Below are 2,802 nucleotides of genomic sequence, written 5' to 3'. Positions count from 1 at the left end.
TCAACCGCCACCGGCGCGGGGCGCAATCACCCGCCCAGGAACATCCAGCAGCGGATCGACGCGGCCATCCGCGCCCGCTGGTAGCCCTGCCGGCCAGCCGTCTGCCGACTCGCCCCCCTGCGTCCCGCCGCGCCTACCCGGCCGCGTGTCTGCCCGGAGAACTCGCGCTTCTGACAGCCCGGCCCGACCCGCCGCGCGCCGCCGTCCGCTGTGCCTAGTTCTCCACCGTTCCGCGCTCTCCGTCGTTCCGCACTCCGGTCCCGCTGCCCCGTCGTACCGGCCTGTCGCGCGCCGCCCCCGGGCCGCCGTTCACCCGCGGGCCGAGGACTTCGTGCTCCTGACGGTGCGACTTCGGACTCCGCGCCACCGTCGGCCGGGCTGCCCGGCCGGATTGCCGCACCACCCTGCTCGCCCCGTCGGCGCCGTGTATCCGTCCCCCGTGTTCCCGTTGCTCCACCGGGCCCGCGATCCGGTCCGCGGGCCGTGTCGTGCCTGGCCGGCCCCGTCCACAGGCCGGCAGCTCCCGCAGCCTTGCCCGGGCTGTTCCCGTCGCCCGCTCCTGGCCGAGGAGATCAAGCCTGAGAGCCAGCGGGTGTGGGCCGAGCACACGGGCGGAGGCAGCATCACGGACCCGGAACTGACCACGTTCGCGGAACAGATCCAGACGGGCGGCGAGGTCGTGGTCCGGCTGAAGTAGCGTGTACGACGGTGCGCCCGGCCACTTGCATTGGCCGGAGGCACCGTTGCGCCGGTCTCGTCGTTGCGGGCGGTGGTCTACGCGGCGGGGAAGTGGTCTTCGGGAACGCAGCCGCTGGCGGGGTGGAATGGGCAGTAGTCGGGCGAAGTCAGCGTGGGCTTGCTCGACGGCTTCGTGGTACGCCTCGCGCTTGGACCCTAGTCGAATTGGCGGTAGCAGAGTTTCCCGATCCCAGACGTCTTTTTGATGAGCTGGAAGATCCATAGCCTTGTGGGGATGGTCACGCATCTGACTTGAGGAGTTCCGTGTCCGCTGCCCACCACCTCCCGGACATCCTGTCCCCCGAGTTCGCCGCGAACCCCTACCCCGCCTATGCGGTGATGCGGGAGAAAGAACCCCTGATCTGGCATGAGGCCACACAGAGCTACATCATCTCCCGCTACGAGGACGTTGAACGCGTCTTCAAGGACAAGAAGGCGGAGTTCACCACCGACAACTACACTTGGCAGCTCGAACCGGTCCACGGCAGGACGATCCTCCAGCTCAGCGGCCGCGAACACGCGGTACGCAGAGCCCTGGTCGCTCCTGCGTTCCGCGGCAGCGATCTGCAGGAGAAGTTCCTGCCGGTCATCGAGGGCAACTCGCGCGAGCTCATCGACACCTTCCGGTACTCCGGATCCGCCGACATCGTCAGCGACTACGCGACCCGTTTCCCGGTCAACGTCATCGCGGACATGCTGGGGCTGGACAAGGCCGACCACGCCCGGTTCCACGGCTGGTACACGGCCGTCATCGCCTTCCTCGGCAACCTCTCGGGCGACCCCGGGGTCGCCGCCGCCGGTGAGCGCACCCGCGTGGAGTTCGCCGAGTACATGCTTCCGGTCATCCGTGAACGGCGTGCCAGCCCGGGCGACGACCTGCTGTCCACCCTGTGCGCCGCGGAGGTGGACGGTGTGCGCATGAGCGACGAGGACATCAAGGCCTTCTGCAGCCTGCTGCTCGCGGCGGGCGGTGAGACCACCGACAAGGCGATAGCCGGCATTCTGGCGAACCTCCTCAACAGCCCGGACCAGTTGGCGGCCGTCCGCGCGGATCGGAGCCTGATACCCGCCGCTTTCGCGGAGACCCTCCGCTACACACCGCCGGTCCAGATGATCATGCGACAGTCGGCGACCGACGTCGAGGTCACCGGGGGCACCATACCGGCGGGCGCCACGGTCACCTGTCTCATCGGTGCGGCGAACCGGGACGAGCGGCGCTATCGCGACCCCGACCGGTTCGACATCTTCCGCGACGACCTTGCCACGACATCGGCCTTCTCGGCCGCTGCCGGCCACCTCGCCTTCGCACTCGGCCGGCACTTTTGCGTGGGTGCGCTCCTGGCCAAGGCGGAGGTCGAGGTGGGCCTGAACCAGTTGCTGGACGCCATGCCCGACCTGCGCCTCGCGGACGGACACGACCTCGTCGAGCAGGGGGTCTTCACCCGGGGCCCGAAGACGCTGCCCGTGCGCTTCACACCGGTCACGGCCTGACGGGATCGCTGCCTCCGCGCCCGGGGGGTAGGCCCGGGCGCGAAGGGCCCTGGTTCGCGGTGCCTAGTTCACGGACGGGGTGAACTCCACGGGCAGCGACGTCAGGCCCCGCATCCAGATCGAGGGACGCCAGGTCAGTTCCTCGGGCCCCACCGCCAGCACGAGGTCGGGAAGGTGTTCGAGCAGGGTCTCCACCGCCGTGCGGGCCATGACGTCCGCCAGCAGCGGCGCGGGGTACGGACAGCGGTGTTCGCCGTTGCTGAAGGAGAGGTGCGCCGAGTTGCCGGAGCCGGCGTGCGGCTCCGGCCAGATCTGCGGGTCGGTGTTGGCCGCCGCCAGGCCCAGCACGAGGCAGTCCCCTTCCCGGATGTGACGCCCGCCCAACTGCGTGTCCCGCACGGCCCAGCGGCCGATGAAGTTCTGCGTGGGCGTGTCCAGCCAAAGGACCTCGTTCAGTGCCTCCCCGACGCTCACCCGGCCGCCGGCGACGTTGACCGCGAAACGCTCGTCGGTCAGCAGCAGACGCAGCGTGTTGCAGATCCAGTTCGCGGTCGGCTGCTGCGCGGCGGCGAT

2 protein-coding genes are annotated in these 2,802 nt (G+C 69.8%); one reads left to right on the top strand and one right to left on the bottom strand.

The window, feature by feature from the left end:
* Positions 1 to 1,002: 1,002 nt before the first annotated feature.
* Positions 1,003 to 2,229, top strand: a complete 1,227-nt coding sequence (locus ACZ4K2_RS36920; RefSeq protein WP_467770026.1) for a cytochrome P450 — start codon at positions 1,003 to 1,005, stop codon at positions 2,227 to 2,229.
* 63 nt (positions 2,230 to 2,292) lie between these two features.
* Here ACZ4K2_RS36920 and ACZ4K2_RS36915 read toward each other — a convergent pair.
* The coding region (locus ACZ4K2_RS36915) for a cytochrome P450 (RefSeq protein ID WP_467770025.1) at positions 2,293 to 2,802 on the bottom strand (510 nt) is incomplete at its 5' end.

The organism is Streptomyces sp. NPDC025833, assembly GCF_055558055.1.
This window is presented reverse-complemented; position numbering and strand designations above follow the sequence as displayed.